The sequence below is a fragment of the Sphingomonas parva (ex Maeng et al. 2020) genome (assembly GCF_004564275.1).
In the GTDB taxonomy this organism is placed as follows: Bacteria; Pseudomonadota; Alphaproteobacteria; order Sphingomonadales; family Sphingomonadaceae; genus Allosphingosinicella; species Allosphingosinicella parva.
In genome coordinates, this window is the sequence record NZ_SPDV01000003.1 from 165,145 (window position 1) to 182,398 (window position 17,254).

The 17,254-nt window shown below is 67.7% G+C and carries 16 protein-coding genes; 10 read left to right on the plus strand and 6 right to left on the minus strand.

Annotation, left to right across the window (positions count from 1 at the left end):
- Positions 1-2,508 carry a DNA topoisomerase (ATP-hydrolyzing) subunit B gene (gyrB, locus tag E2493_RS03195; protein ID WP_135083627.1) on the plus strand — a complete coding sequence of 836 codons (2,508 nt, stop codon included), beginning with the start codon at positions 1-3 and terminating at the stop codon, positions 2,506-2,508.
- A 60-nt stretch (positions 2,509-2,568) separates the two neighbouring features.
- Here the strand turns inward: gyrB and E2493_RS03200 are convergent, their stop codons facing one another.
- Positions 2,569-3,456: a LysR substrate-binding domain-containing protein gene (locus tag E2493_RS03200; protein ID WP_135083629.1), complete on the minus strand. Its 888-nt coding sequence runs from the start codon at positions 3,454-3,456 to the stop codon at positions 2,569-2,571.
- A gap of 106 nt (positions 3,457-3,562) precedes the next feature.
- On the opposite strand from E2493_RS03200, the gene E2493_RS03205 reads away from it, so the two are divergent.
- From E2493_RS03205 to E2493_RS03225, 5 genes are all read left to right on the plus strand, one after another.
- Complete coding sequence (locus E2493_RS03205; RefSeq protein ID WP_225421115.1) at positions 3,563-4,048, plus strand: ester cyclase; 486 nt, start codon at positions 3,563-3,565, stop codon at positions 4,046-4,048.
- Positions 4,049-4,059: 11 nt separating this feature from the next.
- Positions 4,060-5,127, plus strand: a complete 1,068-nt coding sequence (locus E2493_RS03210) for an oxidoreductase (protein ID WP_167737358.1) — start codon at positions 4,060-4,062, stop codon at positions 5,125-5,127.
- Between the two features lie 10 nt (positions 5,128-5,137).
- On the plus strand, positions 5,138-5,806 hold the full coding sequence (locus tag E2493_RS03215) for a glutathione S-transferase family protein (protein ID WP_135083633.1): 669 nt from the start codon (positions 5,138-5,140) through the stop codon (positions 5,804-5,806).
- Positions 5,807-5,817: 11 nt separating this feature from the next.
- Complete coding sequence (locus E2493_RS03220; RefSeq protein WP_135083635.1) at positions 5,818-6,117, plus strand: cupin domain-containing protein; 300 nt, start codon at positions 5,818-5,820, stop codon at positions 6,115-6,117.
- Positions 6,118-6,363: 246 nt separating this feature from the next.
- Positions 6,364-7,944: a hypothetical protein gene (locus tag E2493_RS03225; protein WP_135083637.1), complete on the plus strand. Its 1,581-nt coding sequence runs from the start codon at positions 6,364-6,366 to the stop codon at positions 7,942-7,944.
- A 119-nt stretch (positions 7,945-8,063) separates the two neighbouring features.
- On the opposite strand, the gene E2493_RS03230 is transcribed toward E2493_RS03225, so the two are convergent.
- Entirely contained in the window at positions 8,064-8,627 is a 564-nt protein-coding gene (locus E2493_RS03230) for an SEL1-like repeat protein (RefSeq protein ID WP_135083639.1), read from the minus strand.
- Complete coding sequence (locus E2493_RS03235; protein ID WP_135083641.1) at positions 8,624-9,385, minus strand: hypothetical protein; 762 nt, start codon at positions 9,383-9,385, stop codon at positions 8,624-8,626. The genes E2493_RS03230 and E2493_RS03235 overlap by 4 nt, the downstream gene beginning before the upstream one ends.
- A 181-nt stretch (positions 9,386-9,566) precedes the next feature.
- Between E2493_RS03235 and E2493_RS03240 the strand changes: the two genes are divergently transcribed.
- The 4 genes from E2493_RS03240 to E2493_RS03255 are packed head-to-tail and all read left to right on the plus strand — an operon-like array spanning position 9,567 to position 14,277.
- The gene (locus tag E2493_RS03240) at positions 9,567-10,322 is read left to right on the plus strand and encodes a GDSL-type esterase/lipase family protein (protein WP_135083643.1); all 756 of its coding nucleotides are present in this window, start codon (positions 9,567-9,569) and stop codon (positions 10,320-10,322) included.
- The gene (locus E2493_RS03245) at positions 10,319-11,119 is read left to right on the plus strand and encodes a class I mannose-6-phosphate isomerase (RefSeq protein WP_135083645.1); all 801 of its coding nucleotides are present in this window, start codon (positions 10,319-10,321) and stop codon (positions 11,117-11,119) included. The genes E2493_RS03240 and E2493_RS03245 overlap by 4 nt, the downstream gene beginning before the upstream one ends.
- 27 nt (positions 11,120-11,146) lie before the next feature.
- The gene (locus tag E2493_RS03250; protein WP_135083647.1) at positions 11,147-13,129 is read left to right on the plus strand and encodes a glycoside hydrolase family 97 protein; all 1,983 of its coding nucleotides are present in this window, start codon (positions 11,147-11,149) and stop codon (positions 13,127-13,129) included.
- The gene (locus tag E2493_RS03255) at positions 13,126-14,277 is read left to right on the plus strand and encodes a glycoside hydrolase family 26 protein (protein WP_135083649.1); all 1,152 of its coding nucleotides are present in this window, start codon (positions 13,126-13,128) and stop codon (positions 14,275-14,277) included. Before E2493_RS03250 ends, E2493_RS03255 begins: the two co-directional genes overlap by 4 nt.
- A 51-nt stretch (positions 14,278-14,328) precedes the next feature.
- Here the strand turns inward: E2493_RS03255 and E2493_RS03260 are convergent, their stop codons facing one another.
- From E2493_RS03260 to E2493_RS03270, 3 genes are all read right to left on the minus strand, one after another.
- Positions 14,329-14,877: a hypothetical protein gene (locus tag E2493_RS03260; protein WP_135083651.1), complete on the minus strand. Its 549-nt coding sequence runs from the start codon at positions 14,875-14,877 to the stop codon at positions 14,329-14,331.
- Between the two features lie 145 nt (positions 14,878-15,022).
- The gene (locus E2493_RS03265; protein ID WP_135083653.1) at positions 15,023-15,778 is read right to left on the minus strand and encodes a response regulator; all 756 of its coding nucleotides are present in this window, start codon (positions 15,776-15,778) and stop codon (positions 15,023-15,025) included.
- On the minus strand, positions 15,775-17,254 hold a 1,480-nt coding region (locus E2493_RS03270; protein WP_135083655.1), incomplete at its 5' end, for a hybrid sensor histidine kinase/response regulator. The genes E2493_RS03270 and E2493_RS03265, both read right to left, overlap by 4 nt.

Here is a 17,254-nt window from a genome sequence, read left to right on the forward strand (position 1 = left end):
ATGGCAACTTCCCCCAGTGAAAACAGCTACGGCGCCGATTCCATCAAGGTGCTGAAGGGTCTCGACGCGGTCCGCAAGCGGCCCGGCATGTATATCGGCGACACCGACGACGGCTCCGGCCTCCACCACATGGTGTTCGAGGTCTCCGACAATGCGATCGACGAGGCGCTCGCCGGCCATTGCGACCTGATCCGCGTGACGCTGAACCCGGACGGCTCCGTCTCGGTCGAGGATAACGGCCGCGGCATCCCGACCGGCATCCACCCGGAAGAGGGGGTGTCCGCCGCCGAAGTGATCATGACCCAGCTCCACGCGGGCGGGAAGTTCGAGAACACGTCCGACGACAATGCCTACAAGGTATCGGGCGGCCTGCACGGCGTCGGCGTCTCGGTGGTGAACGCGCTCTCCGAGTGGCTCGAGCTCACCATCTGGCGCGATGGCGAGGAGCATTGGATGCGCTTCCGCCACGGCGACGCCGAAGCGCCGCTCAAGGTCAACGGCCCGGCGCCGGAGGGCAAGAAGGGCACCAAGGTGACCTTCCTCGCCTCGCCCGAGACGTTCAAGATCACCGAGTTCGACTGGGACAAGCTCGAGCACCGTTTTCGCGAGCTCGCCTTCCTCAACTCCGGCGTGCGGCTGATCCTCACCGACGCACGGCACGAGGAAGAGAAAGCGGTGGAGCTGTTCTACGAGGGCGGCATCGCGGCCTTCGTGCGCTATCTCGACCGCGCCAAGACGGCGCTGATCCCGGATCCGATCTCGGTGACCGGCCAGCGCGACGACATCGGCATCGACGTCGCGCTCGAGTGGAACGACAGCTATTATGAGCAGGTCCTCTGCTTCACCAACAATATCCCGCAGCGCGACGGCGGCACCCACCTTGCCGCCTTCCGCGCGGCGCTGACCCGCACCCTCAATGCCTATGCCGACAAGTCCGGCGCGCTGAAGAAGGAGAAGGTTTCGCTGACCGGCGACGACATGCGCGAGGGCCTGACCGCGATCGTCTCGGTGAAGCTGCCGGATCCCAAGTTCAGCTCGCAGACCAAGGACAAGCTCGTCTCGTCCGAGGTGCGCCAGCCACTCGAGAGCCTGATGGCCGACAAGATGGCCGAGTGGCTGGAGGAAAATCCGGCCCACGCCCGCACGATCATCCAGAAGATCATCGACGCGGCGGCGGCGCGTGAGGCCGCCCGCAAGGCCCGCGAGCTGACGCGGCGCAAGGGCGTGATGGACATCGCCTCTCTGCCCGGCAAGCTTGCCGATTGCCAGGAGCGCGATCCGGCCAAATCCGAGCTCTTCCTGGTGGAGGGTGACTCGGCCGGCGGCTCGGCCAAGCAGGGCCGCGATCGTAACACCCAGGCGATTCTGCCGCTGAAGGGCAAGATCCTGAACGTCGAGCGCGCCCGCTTCGACCGCATGCTGTCGTCCAAAGAGGTCGGCACGCTGATCCAGGCAATGGGCACCGGCATCGGCCGCGACGATTTCAACATCGAGAAGCTGCGCTACCACAAGATCGTGATCATGACGGACGCGGACGTCGACGGCGCCCACATCCGCACGCTTTTGCTCACCTTCTTCTACCGGCAGATGCCGGAGATCATTGAGCGCGGGCACCTCTTCATCGCTCAGCCGCCGCTCTACAAGATCACCAAGGGCCGGTCCGAGGTCTATGTGAAGGACGACGCGAAGCTAGACGATTATCTCGTCGACGCGGGCATCGGCACCATGCTGCTCGAGACAAGGGAGGGGCCGCGCTCCGGCGACGACCTGCGCTCGCTCGCCGAGCATGCGCGACGGGTCCGCACGCTGATGCGTTACGTGCCGCGTCGCTACGATCCCGCGATCATCGAGGCGCTGGCGCTGGTCGGCGCGCTCGACCCGATGCTCTCCGCCGAGCAGCGGACGCAGGCAGTGGCGCGCGCCGCGGCCTGGCTGCAGCGCGGCGACGAGGAATCGACCTGGACCGGGGAGATGGGCGCCGACGGCGACTTCGTGCTGCGCCGGCTGTGGCGCGGGGTGACCGACCACCATGTCGTCGACCACAAGTTCATCGCCTCGGCCGAGGCGCGCAAGCTCCACGGCCTCGCCGCCGAGCAGGCCGCGACCTATGAGGAGAGCTCGCGGCTGGTGTCGCTCAAGGCGGCGGCTGCGGCCGAGAGCCAGGAAGAGAACACGCCGGGCGCCGAGCTCGACAATGTGCCCTCCGCCGATCGCGCGCCGGACACACGCGGCGTGCTGGTCCGCCGGCCGACCGAGCTGCTCGAGGCGATCCTCGCCGCCGGCCGCAAGGGCATGGCGATCCAGCGCTACAAGGGTCTCGGCGAGATGAACGCGGACCAGCTGTGGGAGACCACGCTGGATCCGGCAAACCGCAGCTTGCTCAAGGTCGAGGTGGCCCAGGCCGACGTCGCCGACGAGATCTTCACCCGGCTGATGGGCGATGTGGTCGAGCCGCGCCGCGACTTCATCCAGGAGAATGCGCTGAACGTCGCCAATCTCGACGTCTGACCCGAACGCCTCCCGCTGCGGCGGGAGGCGTTCGCCGCCGGCTGGCCGGGGGCTCTCCGGTCAGCTTTGAGCGCCTACCTGATCAAGCACCCAGTTCGAAAAGGCCGAGGTTCGCGGGTTTTCGGGCCCATGCGGGACGACGAGCCAAAGCTTGTAGTTGGTTGGCCTTTCTTCATCCAGCAGACGGACGAGCCGCCCCTCCCGGATCAGATCGGCGGCGAGTGAGCGACGCGTGAGCGCTACGCCCTGCCCAAGCAGGGCCGCCTGCAGGCTCATCATCCCGTCGGGCATGTTCACGAAGCGGTGCCGTGCTTCCTGCTCCCCGATCCAGGTCCGCCATTGCAAGGCGCTCTCGTCCGCAATCAACCCTGCATCGCGGATGAGCGGCAGTCCGGCGAGATCATCGGGCCTTCGGGCGATGGCGCGGCCCGCCAGCAAGGAAGGGCTGCAAACCGCCACCGCGCTTTCCTCCATGAGGATGGCCGCACGGCCATCCTCGTAGACGCCGCTCCCGAAGCGGATCGCGACGTCGGTCGCTCCGTCGCTCAAGGAGGCGAGCTGCAGGCTGAGCGAGAGACGAAGGTCTATCTCCGGGAAGCTGTTTCGAAACGCTGCCAGCCTCGGCAACAGCCAGAAGGTAGCGAAGGACGCGAAGGTCGCGACCTGCAGGATCCCGGCACGGTCGCTGCTGCCCAGCGCGCGGGTCGCAGCCTCGATCTGTGCCAGCGCGCCGGCGACCTTGGCTGCATAGTCCCGTCCCGCCGAGGTCACGGTGAGCCCGCGTGCGCGACGCGAGAAGAGCTTCACTCCAAGGCGCTGCTCCAACAGGCGCATCTGCTGACTTACCGCCGCCGGCGTGACGTTCAGCTCGGAAGCAGCGCGGGCGAAGCTGCCGTGACGGGCAGCAGCCTCGAACGTGCGCAGGATCGGGAGAGGAGGAGAAATCATGAAGGAAGGCTAAGCCTGCCTTGGCCTGAGAACAAGAAACTATCGTTTTTCGACAACTGCCGCTGATCGTACTGGTGCTCGATCTCAAGCAGAGCAGGACCCTCCGATGAATGCCCTCCTTCCCTCCCTCCTCGCAGCATTCTCGACGCCGAGCCCGGAAGCACCGACCGTGGCGCCCGTCGAGGTCGTTCGCGGCTTCGTGCGCGATGTCCGGTCCGGCGCGCATCCCGAACTTGCGGACCGCTACATGGCCGCGGCCGTCGCAGCCCACCAGATCGTCTCGGAAAGTGAAGTCACGGTCGTGCGCACGCCCGCTGACTATTCCGAGCACGTGCGCGATTTCCGCCGGATGTTCGGGCATTTCGAGCTTCGGATCGAGGAGATGATCGCGGATGGTGATCGAGTCTACGTACGCTGGCATCAGACCGGCCACCACCTCGCCTCTCTCGATGGCGAGCAGCCGACCGGCAAGACGCTGATCGAGGTCAGCTCGGCGGTCTATCGGGTCAGCGCCGGCCGGATCGTCGAATATTGGATCCAGACCGACCGCAAGGGCCTGGAGCTACAGCTCGCCCGTAGCGCGACAAGGTGATGGAGGGCCTCATGCATTCCATGTTCGAGCCGCTCCGGCTGGCGAGCGGGCACGTGCTGCGCAACCGCCTGATGTTCGCACCGCTGACGACCCAGCAGAGCCTGGCGGACGGCCGCGTGTCACGCGAAGATCGGCATTGGCTCGCCATGCGCGCCCAAGGGGGCTTCGGGCTCGTCCTCACCGCGGCCGCCGCGGTGACGGCGGACAGCCGCGCCTTTCGGGGCCAGTACGGCACCTACTCCGACGCCTTTCTGCCGGGCATGACCGGTCTTGCTCATGCCGTGAAACGGCATGGAGCGATCGCCCTCGTCCAGCTCCAGCACGGCGGAGGCAGGTCTCTCCGCACTGCTGGCGGCGCGCTTGCGCCGTCGCCGACGCCGGCCGCGCGCGCCGCAAATCGTGGCGACCTCGCAGAAGTGATCGATGCGTTCGCTTCCGGCGCCGAGCGCAGCGTCCGGGCAGGATTCCATGGCGTTCAGGTGCATGCCGCCTATGGCTTCCTGCTCGCCCAGTTCCTCGATCCTCAGGCAAACCGCCGGACCGATGCTTATGGCGGATCGCTGGACAACCGAGCCCGTCTCCTTCGCGAAGTGCTTGCGGCGATCCGCACCAGAACACCGTCCGCGGCGCTGAGCGTACGCCTCAACTTTCGCGATCGTGGGCTGCGGCCGGACGAGATGCTGGCGCTTGCCGGTGAGCTTCTCGTCGACGGAGCCGTGGACCATCTCGACCTCGTGGTGGAGCATCCTGCCGTCTTCGAGGAGATGGAGGCGGCTCGCCCTACGTGGCTCAGGACCCTGAATCGCCGCCGAGGCGTGCTTGGCCTGACCGGCGGCTTCTCGAGCGCCCGGTCGATCGAGGCGGCGCTGGAGAGCGGCGCCGATCTGGTCGGAATCGGCACGGCCGCCGTGCTCCACCCGGATTTGCCCAAGCAGCTCCTCGCCCATCCCGGCTTCCGTTCCCGCACTCTCCCGGCCACGGCAGACTATCTGGCCGAGCGCGGCGTCAGCCCGCCGTTTCTCGACTACCTCGCCGATTGGCCCGGCTTCGTCACCGAAGCCGACCGCGCCGCCGCCTGAAAGGAAAGCCATGCTCAAGCTCGTGAGTCACCCGCTTTGCCCCTATGTCCAGCGCGCCGCGATTGTCGCCGCGGAGAAGTCGATTCCGCTCGAGCGCGTGACGATAGATTTGGCCAACCGCCCAGACTGGTTCCTGCGCGCGTCGCCGAACGGCAAGGTGCCGCTCTTGCTGGTCGACGGCGCGGTGCTGTTCGAGAGCGCGGTGATCGCCGAGTATCTGGACGACATTTCGGAAGGGTCGCTGCTGCCCGCAGATCCGCTCCGCCGAGCCGGGCACCGCGCCTGGATCGAGTTCGCTTCGGCGACCCTTGCCGATATCGGCGCCCTCTATTCGGCGGTCGACGAGGCGAGCTTCGAGGCAGTGCGGCTCGCCCTGATCGCCCGGTTCCAAAGGGTGGATCGGATCGTGGCAGGACCGTGGTTCTCCGGCGGGACGTTCAGCCTGGTCGACGCGGCCTTCGCGCCGGTATTTCGCTACCTCGATGCGTTCGAGACCTTGGCGGCTCTGCGCCTGGCCGACGCACTCACTCGCGTCTCCTCATGGCGATGCGGGCTGCGCGCGCGACAATCCGTCCGCCAGGCGGTTGCCCCCGAATTTCCTGCGCTGCTGGCCGACTTTCTTGCCCGCCGGAATTCCTACCTTTCCGGCCTGATCGGCCGCACAGCACGAGCAGCGTGAGGCACGGCCCCATGGAAAAGATCGACACGAATGCCGTCGACGGGCCGGTCGCCTGGCGCGGCCCGAACTTCCCCGGTTTCGGCGGCGCCGCGGTGAAGCTCCGCTGGATCGACACGCCCTATCGATGGCATCGCAACGATGACCGCGAGTTCTTCCTGGTACTGTCCGGTTGCGTGGAGATGCGTACGCGGAAGAATGGCCGCACGTCCTCGCTGCTTCTCGAAGCGGGGCAGGCAGCCATCATCGAGGCGGGTGAAGAGCATGTCGCCTGCCCGCGCGGCGCCGCGCGGGTGCTGGTCGTGGAGACATGACCATCCTCGCCGCGAGCAGACGGGCCGCTGCCCCGAAGCCAGTTCCAGGCTGCGACGATCGCTTCTTCATCGAAGTGAACGTTTCCGATCAGACCGATAGGGTCACCGTCTGGGACCTGGACGAGGAATCGGCTCGGCACGTCTGGGCTCGCCGAGCTGCGCCCAGGAAACGCGCCGTCAGCCGCATCCGCCCGGTTCCTCATGCCGCCGATGTCGTGATACGCTCCGCATCCGGGGGAATTGCTCATGCGCCGATTATCTGTCCTGCTGCTGCTCACACTCGGGTCGCCCGCCGCCGCGCAGCACACCGCCGCCGCGCCGTCGCCCGCGTCGAAGGCGGAGGCGTCCCACGACGGCATGACTCATGCGGATACGGCCGCGCCGAAGACCCCGCAGATCCTGCCGGGCTACGGCAGCGGCGGATTCCCGATCACCACCCGAGTGCCCGAGGCTCAGGCATTCTTCGACAACGGGATGCAGCTCGCCCATGCCTTCGCGCACAAGGCGGCGATTGCCGCAATGGCGGAGGCGGTGCGGCTGGATCCCGCCTGCGCGATGTGCCTGTGGGGACTGGCCTGGACCTCGGGGCCGACGATCAACTACGGCAAGAGCGCTGCGGAGCTGGCGCCGCTCGCCGCAATGGCAAACGAGGCGGCGACGCTCGCCAAGGCTGAAGGTACCGACCGCGAGCGAGCGCTGATCGCGGCGCTGCAGCGGCGCTACAAGAAGGGTGGCGGCGGCAAGCCCGGCGACACTGCCTTCGCCAAGGCGATGGCGAAGCTCGCATCGGCTCATCCGGCCGACGATTCCATCGCGGTGATCACCGCCGATGCGTGGCTGATGACCAAGGCGAAGACCCCGAACGACTGGAAACGAAATGCCGAGCTGGCGATGCCGCTGCTCGAACGGGTGCTGAATCGCCGACCCGACGACACGCCAGCCATCCATTTCTACATCCACGCCAGCGAGATCGCCGGCGTTCCCGCACGGGCCGAGCCTTATGCCGATCGGCTCGGCGCGCTCGCGCCCAAGGCGAGCCACCTCGTCCACATGCCGAGCCATACCTATTATTGGGTGGGGCGCTATCAGGACGCGGCGGACGCCAATGTGCGGGCGGTTGAGATCGGGATCGACAACGCGCGGGCCCTGGGCCTGCCGCCGCCCGACGGCGTCTGGGGGCTACCCTATCATGTCCATAACGTCACATTCGGCCTCGGTGGCGCGCTGCAGGCGGGTGACGCCAAGACCGCGCTGGCGCTCGGCCGCCCGCTGGTCGAGCGCTCGCAGAGCCGCGACGACGCCAGCAGTTTCAGCCAGGTCATAGCAGCGAGCGGCTATTTCGCCCTGGCGCGTTTCGCGGACCCCGAGGAGGTGCTGAAGCTGCCCAAGCCAAGGCTGCCCGTGCTCGCCGCCGCCTGGCATTATGCGCGCGGCGAGGCGCTGGCTCGGCGGGGCGACGCGGCCGGCGTGAAAGTCGAGGCGGAGGCTATCGTCGGCCCCGCGGGCGCGTACGACGAGGGAGCGAAGCAGGGACAGCAGCTCGCCTTCATCGCCCGCCGGGTGCTCGACGGCCGGGCAGCGATGCTCGAAAATCGGCCTGCAGACGCGGCCACGGCGTTCCGCCAAGCCGCGGAGATCCAGGAAAGCGAGGGTTTCTCGCTGATCACCGATCCCCCTGCCTGGTATTATCCGGTCCGCAGCGATCTCGCCGCGGCATTGCTTGCGGCCGGCGAACGCAGCGCCGCGAGGAAGGAGGCCGAGGCCGCCCTCGCCTACCGGATCAAGGACCCGGCCACGCTCGCCCTGCTGAAGCGGATCGACGAGTAACCGGCGTCCGGACAACGCGGCGGCATGGATCCTGCAGCGGCAGGCTACCCGCACAAGCCGCTTGTCCGTCGCTGCCCTTCAGCCCCAACGCGATCGCAACCCGCATATCGACCCGCGGCTCAGCCCGGCACGTAGATCCAGATGTGCCGCGGTCCGCCGGACAGGGCGCGGAGGCTTCGCGCCGCTTCCGGCTGGGGCGGCGCGCCCGCGCAGGGCTCGTCGTAGAGCGCGGCCATTGCGCGCAGCTGCGCCGGCGCAGCCGTGTGCAGCTCGACCACGCCGGTGATGAGGTTGCGGTACATCGTGCCGACGGTCCCCCAATGCTCGCGCAGCATCTGATCCTTCTCGCAACGGGACGCGTCCTGGAGCAACTGGCGCAAGGCGGTGACGGCGCGCGGGTCGCCGCCGATTGCCGCTCCAGTGAGGAGGATCTCGGCCTTGTCGAGATCCTTCCCGACACCGTTGCCGTCGCGATAGGCGAGGCCGAGCGGGTAGCGCGCGGTGACTTCGCCCGCGGCAACCTCGCGCTCGAGCAGCGGGATCGCCGCCGCGACGTCGCCGTTGCTGTAGAGCTTCATGCCTGGCGTGCGCTTCACGCCGACCGAGCATCCGCCGAGCAGCAAGGCCGCGGCCAGCCCGAGGAGCAACGGCGTCGCGGGTCCCGCGATCCTGCGGCCGCTCACTTGGCCTTCTCCGCTCCGACAGGGGTGATGGCGACATGAAGCAGCGACTCGGTCCGGTCGAGATCAACCATCGAGTAGGAGACGCGCGCCGCCCCGCCGGTCCCTTTCACCTGCCAATGGCCATCGGCCCATTGGCGCTTGACGACCGACTTGGACGGCTCTGCGCCCAGAATTCTGTTCATCGCCGCGACGAACGGCTCCACGCCGTCAAAGCCGGTCGACATCACGGTGACGTTGCAGGACGGCAGCTGCGTCCGGCCCGGCGAGAACGGGCCGGAGGTCGCACCGTTGCGCCAGCGGCTGAGGGTCTGGCGGTTCTTGAGCGCCGAGGCCTCGACGCCCCAGATCTGCACGCGCGCCTCGGGCGAATGCCAGACACTCGCGACGAGGGCGGGGCCGTCCTTGCGGCCCGCAATCGTGACCTGCCGGTTCTGGAGCCTGAAGCTCGATCCGGCTGCGGCGCCGGCGAGCCGCGCCTGATCGAAGCCGGTGTCGATGCACAGGCGCTTGAACTCGTTCGCGAGACGCTCGGCCGTCATCGCCGCGGGCGCGAACGTCGGCGCGACGGTGTCGTCGACCTGGACGAACAGCGCCTGACCGTAATCGTTGGTCGCGACGAGGGTGTCGGTCCCCTCGAGCAGAGTTCCTCGCCAGTCCGACGGCTTCCTGATGATATCGGTGCCGATCGTCTGCGCGAGCACCGGCGAGCCGGCCAGCGCGCAGGCCGTCGCGGCCGCAATGATCCCGAGAGTCTTCATCCCACGTCCCCCTTGTCCCGAAGCTAACATGCGGCTCGGCCGGGGCAAAGCATCTCCTCCCGTCGCGCGCGCATGTCCGCTCGAAGGCAGCCGCTCAGGGGGCTGGACCGGCGTGGGTCAGGAGGTAAGAACGAGGGCGGGCCGCGCCGCTGCGGTCCCCGGGGCTGCACAGGGAGGGACAATGATCGATCGCCGCCTCTTCGTACGCAATGCGCTGGCGGCGCCGCTCGCCGCGGGCGCGCTGGCCGGGAGCGCCGCTTCGGCCGGTGCCGAGACGTGGGAGGAGAAATGGGCGCGCACACTGCGCGAGGACTTCGCCATGCTCGGTCGCTACCGCGCCGAGAATGAGGCACTGATCGCGAGCAAGGCGCCGGTGGATATCGTGTTCCTGGGCGATTCGATCACGGAGGGATGGCGCGACAAGAGGCCGGGCTTCTTCGTCGCGGGCCGGATCGGCCGCGGCATCGGCGGGCAGACGACCTCGCAGATGGTGCTGCGGATGATGGCGGACGTGGTCGCGCTGCGGCCGAAGGCCGTCCACATCATGGCCGGCACCAACGATGTCGCCGGCAACACCGGGCCGATGACGCGGGGCATGACGCAGGACAATGTTCGGGCGATGGTCGCGATCGCGCGCCAGTTCGGCATCCGCCCGATCCTCGCCTCGATCCCGCCGGCGGCGAGCTTCCCGTGGCGCCCCGGCCTGGAGACGCGCGCGCCGATCCGGACGCTGAACGCCTGGCTGCGCGACTACGCGCGCGCCGAGCGTCTGATCTACATCGACTATCACAGAGTGCTGGCGACGGCGGACGAGGCGATGCGCCCCGGGCTCGCCTACGACGGGGTCCACCCGACGGAGGCCGGCTATGACGCCATGGCATCGGTGGCCGAGCCGGTCCTGCGCACCATCCTTCCGGCACGAAAGATCAGAATGTGAAGCTGAAGACCCATCAGGTCGAGAAGCCCTGGGGCAGGACCGAGCTCCCGCCGATCTTCGGGGAGACGGGCGGGCGACGGATCGGCGAGATCTGGTTCGACGCGCCGGACCACGATCCTCTGCCGCTGCTGGTGAAATACATCTTCACCAGCGAGAACTTGTCGATCCAGGTTCATCCCGACGACGAGCAGGCGCGGACGCGCGGCCTTGTCCAGGGCAAGAGCGAATGCTGGTACATCCTCGATGCGGAGCCTGGCGCCACGCTGGGCATCGGCCTGCGCGCCGAGACTTCCCCCGAGGCGCTGCGCGCGGCAGCGCTCGACGGATCGATCGAGTCCATGATCGATTGGAAGCCGGTCCAGGCCGGTGACTTCTTCTTCGTACCCGCCGGCACCGTTCATGCAATCGGCGCCGGTATCTCGCTGCTCGAGTTCCAGCAGAATGCGGACGTGACCTATCGCCTCTACGACTACGGGCGGCCGCGCGAGCTGCACCTTGCCGACGGCATCGCCGTCTCCATGCCCGCGCCTTATCCGGAGCATCTCGCCCGCCGCTCGGCTTTGGGCGACGCGGTGCTGGTCGACGGACCGCATTTCATCCTCTGCCGAGCAACGTCGACACAGGCAGTGCCGGAGAGACTTGCCGGGCGCGAGCGCTGGGTGATGCCGCTCGAAGGCTCCGCGCGGTCCGCGAGCGAAGAAGCTGGACCGGGCGAATGCCTGTTGCTGGCACCCGGCGCTCCGCTCGCCCTGGAAGCCGGAGCAATCGCCCTCGTCGGCGCAGCCGGCCGGCTCTGACAATCAGAACGTAATCGGGAGAGTAAAATGAACAGGCGCCTGATCCTCGCCGCACTGCTCGCTGCCGGCGCTTCGTCCGCGGCGGCGGCCGACCTGAGGCTCGCCTCGCCAGGCAAGCGCGTCGAGATCGTCGTCGGCACCAGTTCGGAGCGCCAACCGACCTATTCGGTGACGTTCGACGGAAAGCCGGTGCTGGCGCCGTCGCCCCTCGGGCTCGATCTCGACAAGGGCGGGAGGCTCTCGTACGGCCTCGCGGTGACCGGCTCGGAACGCCGATCCGGTACCGATCGATACACGCTGACCGCGGGCAAGGCCCGCGCGGTCGACGATCGCTACGAAGAACTCGCGGTCGACCTGCAGGAGGGCGGCGATGCCGGCCGCAAGCTCCGGATCATCTTCCGCGCTTATGATGACGGCGCCGCCTTTCGCTACGTCGTTCCGGTCCAGTCCGCCCTCGCCGCCGCCAATGTGATGGGCGAGATGACGCGATTCGATTTCGCGCGCGATTATGCCTGCTGGGGCCTCAATCTCGGCAAGTTCGGTACCAGTCACGAGGGCGAGTTCGACCCGGTCCGCGCCTCGTCGCTGCGCGAGCACAATCTCTACGACGCGCCGTTCATGTGCAGCACCGGCGAAGGTGGCGCGACGCTGGCGCTCGCCGAGGCGGATCTCGAGAACTGGGCGGGCATGTACCTGCAGGGCCGGGGCGACGGCGGGCTCGGCGCGCAGCTCAAGCTCTCGCCCCGGCTCGAGGATCCGTTCGTCGCGGTCCGCACCAGGATCGGCTCCGAGATCGTCTCGCCCTGGCGGGTGGTGATGCTCGCCGACAGTCCGGCGGAACTGCTCGAATCGACGCTGATCACCAACCTCAACCCCGATCCGGAATTCGACACCTCATGGGTGAAGCCGGGCAAGTCCGCCTGGGACTGGTGGAACGGCCCGACCATCGCCGGGGTCAAGACCGCGGGCACCAACGACGAAACGGTCAAGCGCTTCATCGACTTCGCCGCCGAGTCCGGCTTGCAATACATGCTGATCGACGAGGGCTGGTACATGGGTGCGGGCGGCGGCGGCGTCGTTCGGCCGGGCGTCGACGTCACCCGCTCCATCCCCGAGATCGATCTGCCGGAGCTGGTCGAATACGGCGGCAAGCGCGGCGTCGGCCTTTGGCTGTGGCTCAACTGGAAGGCGCTCGATGCGCAGATGGACGAGGCGCTGGCGCTCTACGAGCGGCTCGGCATCAAGGGCATCAAGGTCGATTTTATGGACCGCGACGATCAGCAGATGGTCGACTGGTACCACCGGCTGCTGAAGAAGGCGGCCGAGCACAAGTTGATGGTGAACCTCCACGGCGCCTACCACCCGACCGGCCTCGCCCGCACCTACCCCCATTACCTGACCCAGGAGGGCGTGATGGGCGCAGAGTACAACAAGTGGAGCCGGCGCGTGACGGCGCGGCACAACGTCACCCTGGCCTTCACCCGCCAGCTGCTGGGGCCGATGGACTATACGCCGGGCGGTTTCCGCAACCAGGCGCCGGAGGCGTTCCAGGTCAGGAGCGCGCCGCCGTTCGTCCAAACGACCCGCGGTCATGGCCTGGCCATGTACGTCGTCTACGAAAGCCCCTTCTCGGTGGTCGCGGACACGCCGAACGCCTATCGAACCAACTCCGGCGCCGCCGAGCCGGGGCTCGATTTCCTGTCGGATGTTCCGGTCAGCTGGGACGAAACCCGGGCAATCGCCGGCGAGATCGGCGAGCATGTCGCGATCGCCCGGCGCAAGGGGAAGGACTGGTACGTGGGTGCGATGACCAACGAGTCCGGCCGAACCCTCACCCTCCCGCTGGACTTCCTCGGCAGCGGGCGGTTCGAGATGACGGCGTGGACCGACGGCAACACGCCGACGGCGCTGGATGTGCAGCGATCGAGCCTCGGCAAGGGCCCGAAGGCGCCGGTCACGCTACGGCTCGCTCCTTCCGGCGGGGCAGCGCTGCGCTTCAAGGCGCAATGATCGCTCGAGCGAAGGCCGGCGCGCTGGCCGCGGCGATGCTCGCGCTCACCGCCTGCGCGACCGCGCCAGGCCCGCGCGGCGGCGCCGCCGCGGTCCAGCTCGCAGATCGCAAAGCGACGCCGGAGACGCGGGCTCTCTTCGCCAATCTGCAGCGCATCAGCCGTGACTGCGTGCTGTTCGGCCACCATGACGACCTCGCCTACGGCATGGGCTGGACCGGCGAGGCGGGCCGGTCGGACGTGAAGGACGTGGCCGGCGCGTATCCGGCGGTCTACGGTTGGGACGTCGGGCGGCTGTTCAGGAACGGCCAGCCGGACCTTGCCGACCCCCAGCGTGCGGAGGAGCTGCGGCGCTGGATTCTGGAAGGCTTCGGCCGTGGGGGCGTGATCAGCCTGGCGTGGCACATGCCGAACCCGGTCAACGACACCGACAGCTGGAACACGGCGCGAGCTGTCGACGCGATCATCCCTGGCGGACGGTTGCACGGCGATTACAAGGCGAAGCTGGACGTCGTGGCGGCGTTCCTGAACGGCCTCAGGACCGAGGATGGAAGACGTGTGCCGGTGATCTTCCGGCCGTTCCACGAACACACCGGCAGCTGGTTCTGGTGGGGCCGCGATCATGCCAGTGTCGACGCTTTCAAGCAGCTCTGGCGCTTCACTGTCGCCTATTTGCGGGACGAGAAAGGCGTTCGCAACGCGCTCTATGCCTATTCGACCGACGTGTTCGACAGCGAGGCCGAGTATCTCGAGCGCTACCCCGGGGACGACGTGATCGATCTCCTCGGCTTCGACGATTATCACAGCGTCAAGACTGCCGAGACAAGGGCGGTGTTCGTCAACCGGCTGCGGCTGCTCGCCAAGATGGCCAGAGAGCGGGGCAAGCTCGCGGCGCTTACCGAGACCGGAGTCGAGACCATACCCGATCCCGAATGGTGGACCGCAGTGCTGCTCCCGGCCCTGAAGGATCCCTCTATCGGCGGCGGCATCGCTTACGCTTTGGTGTGGCGCAACGCCAACCCTGCCAATGATCGCAAGGACCATTTCTACGCGCCGTATCCCGGACATCCGAGTGCGGCGGACTTCGCCCGGTTCAAGCAGGACCCGGCGATCCTGTTCGAGGACGAGCTGCCTGACCTCTATCGATAGCGAAGCGCGACGGAGCTCCCCGTCCAGCGGTCGCTGGAGGAGAGCCGGCCGTCAGATCGGCGAGGCGGCGGGGCTGACCTCTTCCTCTTCGGTCTCGGGCAGCCCACTGGCCTCGGCCCAGCGATCGGAGAGGCAGCGGGCGAGCGCGGACATCGCGCCGCGGCCGCCGGCGAGCGACAGCGTATCGACACTGCGGCCGCCCTCGTTGATCCGCATGCCTTCCGCGCTTGCGAAGGCATCGAGGAAGCTCGCGCCGGCGCCGGGCTCGACCGTGAAGAAGAACCCCGGGCCGTCCTGATCGATGTTTTCGCGCGCCGTCGCCTCGACCGGCAGCGAGCGGACGCCGAGGAAATCGAGCTTCAGATCGTAATTGTCGCCGTCTCGCAGCGTGCGCCAGTCTCTATTCTGGAGCAGAAAAGCGAGCTTCTCCTCGCCCGCGAAGCCCCAGATCGACAGCATCGTACCCTTTGGGGAGGTGGCCTGGACCATGCAGCCGTTGGGCATCGCCGCGAGCGCCCAATCGCCCGCCTCATCGCTCTGCGCCAGGGCGGCGCCGCTCGGAGCCGCAAGAAGAAATGCCGCAATCAAACGCCGGAACATGCTGGGCTCCTTTCAAGCCCCACCCGCATCCATTCCCTTTGAATCGGAGAACAGACCCGCGGCGCTTTTGTTGCAGCGCATAGCGGCGATTTGTTCGCCGCCAGGACCTTAGGCGGTAGCCGAGCGAACCCGGTCGCGACGGGAGTCAGTCCGCCGCAATCGCCGCGCTGGAGGCGGCGGCGCTGCCGCCATTGCCGCAATCCGGATTGAACACGTAGCCGGCGCCGCGCACCGTCTTCAGGCAGTCCGGCTTCGCCGGATCGAGCTCGATCTTGCGGCGGATCCGGGTGATGCGCGTGTCGATCGAGCGATCGAACGCCTCCATCTCCCGGTTGTGGGCGAGATCGAGCAGTTGATCGCGGGTGAGCACACGGCGCGGATGCTCCGCGAAACATTTGAGCAGATCGAATTCCATCGCCGTCAGCGGCACCTCGGTGCCGTCCGCCTCGTAGAGCTTGCGACTGTCGAGGTTCAGCCGGCATTTGCCCATCTGGATCTCGCGGCCCATGGTGGCGGGCGCCTCGCCGCCGCGGTTCGCCCTGCGCAGCACCGAACGAACGCGGGCGAGCAGCTCGCGTGGGTTGAACGGCTTGGTGACGTAATCGTCGGCGCCGATCTCAAGGCCGACGATTCGATCGATGTCGTCGCTTTTCGCGGTCAGCATGATGATCCCCGCCTCGCCCGAGGCGCGGATCTCCCGCGCCAGAGTCAGGCCGTCGTCACCCGGCATGTTGATGTCGAGCAAGGCGAGATCGATCGGTCGCGCGCCCATGATCTCGCGCAGCGCCGCGCCGCCGTCCGCCTCGCTTACCGAAAGGCCGTTGCGCCGCAGATATTCGGCGACGGTCGAGCGGACGTCCTCGTCATCGTCGACCACGACGATGTGCGCCGCGCCGCTCATGCGTCGATCATCCCTGCGACGAGGCAGCGCACGCCGGCGCGCGTGAACGGCTTCTCGAGCACCGGCCGGCCGCTCTCACGGAGGAACTCGTCCATCGATGCGCCGAGCGTGTCGCCAGTCACGAAGGCAACGCGGGAGAGGAGGTGCGGACGAATCTCGCGCAGCCGCTCGTACATTTCCGGACCGTTCACGCCGGGCATTCGCAGATCGGAGAGCACGACATCGAAGTCGCGATGATCGAGCGCCCTGAGAGCGGCGGCGCCGTCCGAGGCAACGGTGACGTCGAAGCCCTCGCGCTCGAGCAATTCGCCGATCGTCTCGGCGATGTCGGCCTCATCGTCGACGACGAGGGCGCTGCGGCGAGCGCCCGGCAGCGGCTCGAAATCGTCGTGCGCTTCGGCGACGATCTCCGCAACAACCGGTCCTGCGGACGGCAATTCGATCCGGAAGGTAGCGCCACCCCCCTCGCTCTGCAGCACCCGCAGGGTGCCGCCATGCGCCTCGACGATGCCATGCGAGAAGGAGAGGCCGACGCCGGTGCCGGACCCCTGCGGCTTGGTGGTGAAGAATGGCTCGAAGATGCGGCAGGCGAGGTCCGTCGGGACACCCGGGCCGTTGTCGGTGACGTCGATCACAACGTTGCCGACCTCGTTGCGCGCGGTACGGATCATGAGCCGCTTGTCGAGCCCCTCTCCCTCCTCGAGCGCCTGCTGCGCATTGATGATGAGATTGACCAGCACCTGGTGCAATTGATCCTTGTCGCCCTGGATCGGCGGCACACCCGGCTCACATTCGACCGTGGCTGTGACGCCGCTGGTGCGCAATGCATACTCCGCAAGCTGCAAGGCCGCCGAGACGAGCTCGTTGGGATCGATCGGGTTCCTCTGCGGCTCGCGGCGACGCGCCATGGCGAGGAAGGTCTGGACGATCCGGGCGCAGCGATCGGCAGCGGCGCTGATCTTCTTGGCGCGCGCCTCGAAGATCGTGCCGCGGCTGTCCTCCTCCAGCATCTCCGCCTGGCCGACGATCGCGGCGAGGGGGTTGTTGAGCTCGTGGCTGACGCCGGCGAGAAGCGAGCCCAGCGCGGCAAGCTTCTCCGACTGGTGCAGCGCGTCGCGGGAGCGGGCGAGCTCGGCCTCCGCCTGCTTGCGCTCTGTGATGTCGAGATGGATGCCGCTCAGCGTGTGGACGACGCCGTCCTCGCCGCGGATCGCGGTTCCGATCGACTGCACCCACTTGATCTCGCCGTTCGGCCAGACCAGGCGGTGCTCGAAATTGACCTGATCGTTGGGGAAGTCCTTGCGCCAGGGCTCCAGCACCTTCTCCCAATCATCCGGGTGGATGTATTGCTTCATCATGCGGGCGTTGAGGTTCAGCTCGCGGCCGACGCCCCAGAGATCGCGTGACCGATCCGAATACCAGGTCGCGCCGGTGCGCGGGTCGACCGTCCAGATGCCGAGCTCCGCGCCCTCGATC

Excerpts from the sequence above, each read along its gene's own strand:
- gyrB (WP_135083627.1), top strand. The coding sequence starts at position 1 with ATGGCAACTTCCCCCAGTGAAAACAGCTACGGCGCCGATTCCATCAAG.
- E2493_RS03200 (WP_135083629.1), bottom strand. The coding sequence starts at position 3,456 with ATGATTTCTCCTCCTCTCCCGATCCTGCGCACGTTCGAGGCTGCTGCC.
- E2493_RS03205 (WP_225421115.1), top strand. The coding sequence starts at position 3,563 with ATGAATGCCCTCCTTCCCTCCCTCCTCGCAGCATTCTCGACGCCGAGC.
- E2493_RS03210 (WP_167737358.1), top strand. The coding sequence starts at position 4,060 with ATGCATTCCATGTTCGAGCCGCTCCGGCTGGCGAGCGGGCACGTGCTG.
- E2493_RS03215 (WP_135083633.1), top strand. The coding sequence starts at position 5,138 with ATGCTCAAGCTCGTGAGTCACCCGCTTTGCCCCTATGTCCAGCGCGCC.
- E2493_RS03220 (WP_135083635.1), top strand. The coding sequence starts at position 5,818 with ATGGAAAAGATCGACACGAATGCCGTCGACGGGCCGGTCGCCTGGCGC.
- E2493_RS03225 (WP_135083637.1), top strand. The coding sequence starts at position 6,364 with ATGCGCCGATTATCTGTCCTGCTGCTGCTCACACTCGGGTCGCCCGCC.
- E2493_RS03235 (WP_135083641.1), bottom strand. The coding sequence starts at position 9,385 with ATGAAGACTCTCGGGATCATTGCGGCCGCGACGGCCTGCGCGCTGGCC.
- E2493_RS03240 (WP_135083643.1), top strand. The coding sequence starts at position 9,567 with ATGATCGATCGCCGCCTCTTCGTACGCAATGCGCTGGCGGCGCCGCTC.
- E2493_RS03250 (WP_135083647.1), top strand. The coding sequence starts at position 11,147 with ATGAACAGGCGCCTGATCCTCGCCGCACTGCTCGCTGCCGGCGCTTCG.
- E2493_RS03255 (WP_135083649.1), top strand. The coding sequence starts at position 13,126 with ATGATCGCTCGAGCGAAGGCCGGCGCGCTGGCCGCGGCGATGCTCGCG.
- E2493_RS03260 (WP_135083651.1), bottom strand. The coding sequence starts at position 14,877 with ATGTTCCGGCGTTTGATTGCGGCATTTCTTCTTGCGGCTCCGAGCGGC.
- E2493_RS03265 (WP_135083653.1), bottom strand. The coding sequence starts at position 15,778 with ATGAGCGGCGCGGCGCACATCGTCGTGGTCGACGATGACGAGGACGTC.